The following is a 4,828-nucleotide window of genomic DNA, read 5'->3' as shown; positions in this document are numbered from 1 at the left end:
AACAATCAGAGCTATAAGATCACAAAAAGAAAATAATTCAATCTTCGTTATTGCAATGTCAATGAAATTTGGGGAAGGAAATAAAACAGAAAAAAGATTGTTATTAGGTGTTGCTTGTTATGCCTATGATGATCCAACAAAAAGATTCATGGATTATCTTGGATTAAAAGAAGGAGATTTTGACGATAGTTACATAACGAATTGCTATAGCGGAAAAGATGAATGCGAATACACAATGTTTGAAACATACGCAAAAAATGGTGAAGAATTAATACCACTCAATAAATACAAAATCCCAGCCGAGATAGCAGAAGAATTAGATTCTAAATTTGTTGGTGTTCCTAAAGAAACATTTGAAGAATTTATCGAATGGCTTAAAGAAAATCTACATGATTTCATTAGGAGAGAAGAAGCAAAAGAGTTGATAAAGAAGATTCAAGGAAATAAAAAACGTGTGAATCAGGGAGATACATATATTGCATCTAAATTGGGAATTGAAACTCCAACAAGTGATATTGGGAAACAAGAAGAACCATTGATGATTCAGATGATGAAAGGGTGAATATGGGACAACAACTTCATGTTGGAAATGTTAGAGGAATAAAAGTAGATAACAATGCAGCGTGGCATTCAAGGGATTATCCAGATGGAAAAATAACATATTGGTGTGGATCTTGGGGAGAAAGAACACCAAAAGAATTACTCAAGGAATGTCAAAGCATTATCATTGATTTATTGATACAGCATCCGGATTTACTTGATGATTTATAGTGAGGAGAAGAAATAGATGGACAAAGTAAAAGAAGAAAAAAGAAGAATTTTGAGAAGAGAAATAAAATTAATGGCGGAAGGAATATGTATCGGAGACGATTGCACCCCAGAAACAGTAAAAAGGCGCATTACAAATAAACTCAATGAATTAGCATATTCTAACGAATATATTTTTATAATAACAACAGAGGATATCTTGGAAGTTATAGATGAATTATTTCCAAGATATAAAAATAAATGTGAAGCAATCATAGAGGGATTTGAAAAAGGAATAAAAGATTTTAAAAAATTACAGCGAAGGAAGAGGTAAAAAAGATGGAGAATATTAAATGAAATGTCAAAAGTGTGGGAGTAGACGAGTGATACATATTCAAACAAAACACAGTGATGGTCTTTACTGTGAATTCCAGGAAGAGATGTATGAGGGATATAATCCAAAAATTCCCAATACTGGTGAAGATCCAGATCAGATTATAATGGATTTTTGTCTTGAATGTGGTCAGGTACAAGGGGACTGGCCTGGAGAATTTGATGTTGAAAATTTTAATACAAAACAAAGGTCAAGAGGCAAGCAGTGAGAACAATTTCTTTCTATGAAGGATTTAAAGATCTTAAAATTGGAATGGTAAAATGGACATTAGAAACTAATGAGAGATATTTTACACACCGGATTGATACTATTAAGAAAGGTATTGGGGAAGCTTTAAAAGACATTGCAGACATCAGATATAATTTATCACGACTGGACATAGGAAGAGCTGACGATAACATTAAACTCTTGGAAAAGAATCTGAAAATTTTATTAGATGATGACATTGAAAGAATTATGAATCACATGGAGTGAAAAATAAGATAAATCGTAAATAAGGAATGTATGAAAGGCGGTGAATGAAGTGAAGAAATACTGCATTGGTAGTAGTAGACATTGTAGAGCCGTGAAGAAGAATTATGCAGACGGATCATTTTCATGTAGACTAGGTTATCCTATCAATAATAAGCCACTCCGTAATTTATGCAAGTCAACAATTTATCTACCATGTCCAAAAGTAGAATGTCCTAAACCGATGACATGGGCTGATTTTTATGACTCTCGGAGTTATCATGAAGATTAAACTATTCTTTGCATGGTATGATTTCTGGGTAGGATTTTACTGGGATAGGCAGAGTAGAACACTATACTTTTTTCCACTCCCGTGTATAGGACTGAAAGTAAGTTTTGAAGGAGGTAAGAGATTAAAATAAAATTATCAAACAAAATTCAGGAAAACCAATTACTGAGAAAAAAGAACAAAGAATTAAAATCCAGAAATGAGGTATTAGAAAATAGGTTAGAAGAAATTAACAAATTCATTAAAGAAAATGAGCACGCTTGTGATATATGCAAAGAATTATCAAACGGTCTTAAGAAAGTTGAAGAACTGAGAGAGTTGTGTAACAAATTGATGGAGATAAACAATGGATAAAATTTTTGTCGCTTGTATCGATGTTGATTCGGAGAATGGCGGTGAACCTTTTATCAAACGAGGATTCATTAATGAAAATGAAGCCCATAAATACGTAGAAGAACTTGAAGTTGTACACCCCCATATAGTTTACTTTGTTGATACAATTTATCTCGATGGTATGGTGACTAGATCACATCCAATTGAGATGGAAAATTTCAATAGAAAAACATAGGAGATGTAAATGAATGAAGTAAAAGAATTAAAAGATATTTACAAAGATTATAAGTTGATAGTAGTATATGATGCAAATTCTAAAAATCCAACTTATACTGGTGATGGATGTGCAGATTCAATGATCCTAGAATTATCAGATGGACTAAAAAACAACAAAGAATTCCCCATAATCATAACATTGAACAGTCAATATCTAGTTGAATATTTTAGAATAGCAGTTATTAGAAAATTAATTAATCATCAAAATATAGTTTTACATCATCAAGAGAAATATGCATCAATGTTCGTAGATTGTCATGGAGATTTATCTGATTACATGATGGATGCTCATGAAAATGAACTAATGGAAATATTACAATGGAGATATGCGCATCGGGACAATGAGATAAGGAAGGTGTGATGAGAACAATTTCTTTCTATGAAGGATTTAAAGAGAAAAAACCAAAGCATGGAGATATTATTTATTATCTCCGGAATAGTTCTGGTGTATATGGTTTTGGCCCAGGACAGGAAGAATTTGATAAAATAACTATAGAAAATATGGATATTGATATAGCAAGAGTAGAATACTCATGGAAACGAAATGGAACAAGAAAAACAGGAAACAAAACGGAATTTGTATCTGAATCATATGGATACGATGGTGAAGATCCAAAAGAAATGAAAGAAAAATATAATTTAAGACTTGTGATCACACTATGCGGAAATAAAGAAAATTTTGCATTTGCGATGAATGAAAACACACTATGGAATTATGTCAAAGATTTCAAATTATTAAGGGACAGAGGAACGGGAAAAAGAGTGGTTAACAAAAGAAGACATGGGTGAATGAATGAAAAGAAGATAGTTAATTAAAACTATCTTCTTTTTTTGTATTCATTTTTTATTCCCAAAATTTTAAAGAATTTATAGTATCCGACATAAACCATTTAAGGGTTGGATATTCTTTTCTCCCACCCCAAACATATTTAAATATTTGTTTCAAATATCCATATCTAATTCCTCTAAATAAACTACAATTCATTCTGGAACCACCCATATATATTTTTCTCCTTTCAGTTAAACCATATACTGAGAAAAATATCTAATTATGTCTGCAATTTTTTTAATTATAATTTCAATCATCTCTATTATCAAAATAAAACATAGAACACACGGGCCAACGGTAAAACTAAACAACATTCTTCTTATTTTATTTTCTAGTAATTCTATGCCAAAAATATCATATTCAATTTCTGATGGTTTGGTTATATGATTGACTAGAAGACCAACAAGACCGTACAACACTAAAAATAATTTCATATTACATTCCATTGGCTATAGCAGCACATACAAATACAGCAATAGTAAACAAAATTGATCCAACATAAATTGCAACAAGAATACCAAATGCTTTTAATAACATCTTTAAATACTTCATTTCTTTCCCTCCATTAACCTTTCAAATAGACTCATCTATTATCCCCATCACCCTTAATTTTATTCTCAGCTTTCCTCTTTCTTAATTTATCAATATTCTTTTGAGCAACACTCTGAAGATCTAATCCCAATGTCAAACTTAATTCAGATAGATACCACAACACATCTCCAATTTCACTTCCAATCTTCTCTCTATCTTCATCAACAATAATACCATCTTTATCTCTCATTATCTTTTTTAATTTACCTAATACTTCTCCAGCTTCATTTGCTAATCCTAAAGCAGGATAAACCCAGTCTGTAGGTATGGTGTGTGAAGATTTATTATTTTTTGGTGGTATACATATATGAGTAGATGGATAAACAGCCATAGAGTGTGCTTCAGATTGATATTCATTAAATCCTAATGTTTTAGAATTTTTTAAACCAATAAGATTATAAACAAGAGCATTGTGTTCTGCAACAACATCCTCTGGTAATAAATGTATATCTGGTTTTTTGGTAACATGTATATGTCCATCTTCTACTTCATAAACCCAAAATTCCGGATCTTTGCTTTCTTTTAAAATATTTTCAACCATATCCCCCAGTATCTCCAATTCCTCTTCAGATGGTTTGGTATCTAAATCATAATAGCAATCAATTTTTTCTTCATTCTTTTTATTTTCATCTTGACAAATACCATCACAACATTCTTTATATTCTGTATGATCGTAATAATCCGGATCATAACATTTTTCATAATCTTTATCATGATCACAAGAACAATTTCTATGAGTTCCTTCCTCTGGATTCCCCATATCAATTTTTTTGATATTAACTCCAACATCAACTAATGATTTTGGAATTAAAGAATCAATATATTTATTATCCTTATCAACCCAAACAACTATTGGTCTATTCTTAAAATCCATTACTTATTTTCCTCCTTCTTCTAATAATTTTTTCATTTGTCATCA

The 4,828-nt window shown here is 31.0% G+C and carries 9 protein-coding genes; 8 read left to right on the top strand and 1 reads right to left on the bottom strand.

What is annotated here, in order from left to right:
• From M0R36_11015 to M0R36_10980, 8 genes are all read left to right on the top strand, one after another.
• A partial coding sequence (locus tag M0R36_11015; protein MCK9556320.1) for a hypothetical protein occupies positions 1–562 on the top strand: 562 nt, incomplete at its 5' end.
• Between the two features lie 2 nt (positions 563–564).
• A complete protein-coding gene (locus tag M0R36_11010) occupies positions 565–771 on the top strand; it encodes a hypothetical protein (protein MCK9556319.1) in 207 nt (68 codons plus the stop codon).
• Positions 772–787: 16 nt separating this feature from the next.
• The gene (locus tag M0R36_11005) at positions 788–1,081 is read left to right on the top strand and encodes a hypothetical protein (GenBank protein MCK9556318.1); all 294 of its coding nucleotides are present in this window, start codon (positions 788–790) and stop codon (positions 1,079–1,081) included.
• 49 nt (positions 1,082–1,130) lie between these two features.
• Complete coding sequence (locus tag M0R36_11000; protein MCK9556317.1) at positions 1,131–1,349, top strand: hypothetical protein; 219 nt, start codon at positions 1,131–1,133, stop codon at positions 1,347–1,349.
• A complete protein-coding gene (locus M0R36_10995) occupies positions 1,346–1,615 on the top strand; it encodes a hypothetical protein (GenBank protein MCK9556316.1) in 270 nt (89 codons plus the stop codon). The genes M0R36_11000 and M0R36_10995 overlap by 4 nt, the downstream gene beginning before the upstream one ends.
• A 611-nt stretch (positions 1,616–2,226) precedes the next feature.
• The gene (locus tag M0R36_10990; protein MCK9556315.1) at positions 2,227–2,448 is read left to right on the top strand and encodes a hypothetical protein; all 222 of its coding nucleotides are present in this window, start codon (positions 2,227–2,229) and stop codon (positions 2,446–2,448) included.
• 9 nt (positions 2,449–2,457) lie between these two features.
• Positions 2,458–2,850, top strand: coding sequence for a hypothetical protein (locus tag M0R36_10985; protein ID MCK9556314.1), 393 nt, complete (start codon positions 2,458–2,460; stop codon positions 2,848–2,850).
• Positions 2,850–3,278, top strand: coding sequence for a hypothetical protein (locus M0R36_10980; protein MCK9556313.1), 429 nt, complete (start codon positions 2,850–2,852; stop codon positions 3,276–3,278). The genes M0R36_10985 and M0R36_10980 overlap by 1 nt, the downstream gene beginning before the upstream one ends.
• Positions 3,279–3,901: 623 nt before the next feature.
• On the opposite strand, the gene M0R36_10975 is transcribed toward M0R36_10980, so the two are convergent.
• Entirely contained in the window at positions 3,902–4,783 is an 882-nt protein-coding gene (locus tag M0R36_10975) for a nucleoside triphosphate pyrophosphohydrolase family protein (protein MCK9556312.1), read from the bottom strand.
• Positions 4,784–4,828 lie beyond the last annotated feature (45 nt).

The organism is bacterium (assembly GCA_023228325.1).
In the GTDB taxonomy this organism is placed as follows: Bacteria; Auribacterota; UBA6266; order UBA6266; family UBA6266; genus UBA6266.
Note: the sequence above shows the minus strand (reverse complement) of the source record. Positions and strands in the feature narration are given on the sequence as shown.

Excerpts from the sequence above, each read along its gene's own strand:
- M0R36_10985 (MCK9556314.1), top strand. The coding sequence starts at position 2,458 with ATGAATGAAGTAAAAGAATTAAAAGATATTTACAAAGATTATAAGTTG.
- M0R36_11010 (MCK9556319.1), top strand. The coding sequence starts at position 565 with ATGGGACAACAACTTCATGTTGGAAATGTTAGAGGAATAAAAGTAGAT.
- M0R36_11005 (MCK9556318.1), top strand. The coding sequence starts at position 788 with ATGGACAAAGTAAAAGAAGAAAAAAGAAGAATTTTGAGAAGAGAAATA.
- M0R36_10975 (MCK9556312.1), bottom strand. The coding sequence starts at position 4,783 with ATGGATTTTAAGAATAGACCAATAGTTGTTTGGGTTGATAAGGATAAT.
- M0R36_10980 (MCK9556313.1), top strand. The coding sequence starts at position 2,850 with ATGAGAACAATTTCTTTCTATGAAGGATTTAAAGAGAAAAAACCAAAG.
- M0R36_10990 (MCK9556315.1), top strand. The coding sequence starts at position 2,227 with ATGGATAAAATTTTTGTCGCTTGTATCGATGTTGATTCGGAGAATGGC.